The 347-nt window shown below is 57.3% G+C and carries 1 pseudogene; it reads right to left on the reverse strand.

The window, feature by feature from the left end:
• Positions 1-242 (reverse strand): annotated as a pseudogene (locus AC0L3E_RS34665) (hypothetical protein); the annotation flags it as partial.
• Positions 243-347 lie beyond the last annotated feature (105 nt).

Genomic DNA, 347 nt, shown 5'->3' on the forward strand with positions numbered 1-347 from the left:
TTGGCGGCCGCGGTTAGCTCCGAACCCTGGTAAATGCCGACAAGGCTGGTCTCCTGTCCGTTCGCAGTCATAGCGCTGACGAAGAATGCCATCACGAACAGGACGTAGCTCGCCAACCGTATGCACATCTGCAGCGCCCATTGTCGGACCCGCCAGCAAATCATGTAAACCCTCGCCGCATCTTCAAACCGCACGGAGGCTCTAGCCGCAGACGCAGGGCCGCCAGCGGGCAACGTATTCATTCGCAACAAATCTGTGATCCCCCGTCCTTCAATTTTGTCGAGCCATCTCTTCGCTCTTCCCTGGCAAGCTGCTCCCGCCCTATCGACGAAATTCAGCAAAATTCG

The organism is Mesorhizobium sp. WSM4822, assembly GCF_055811155.1.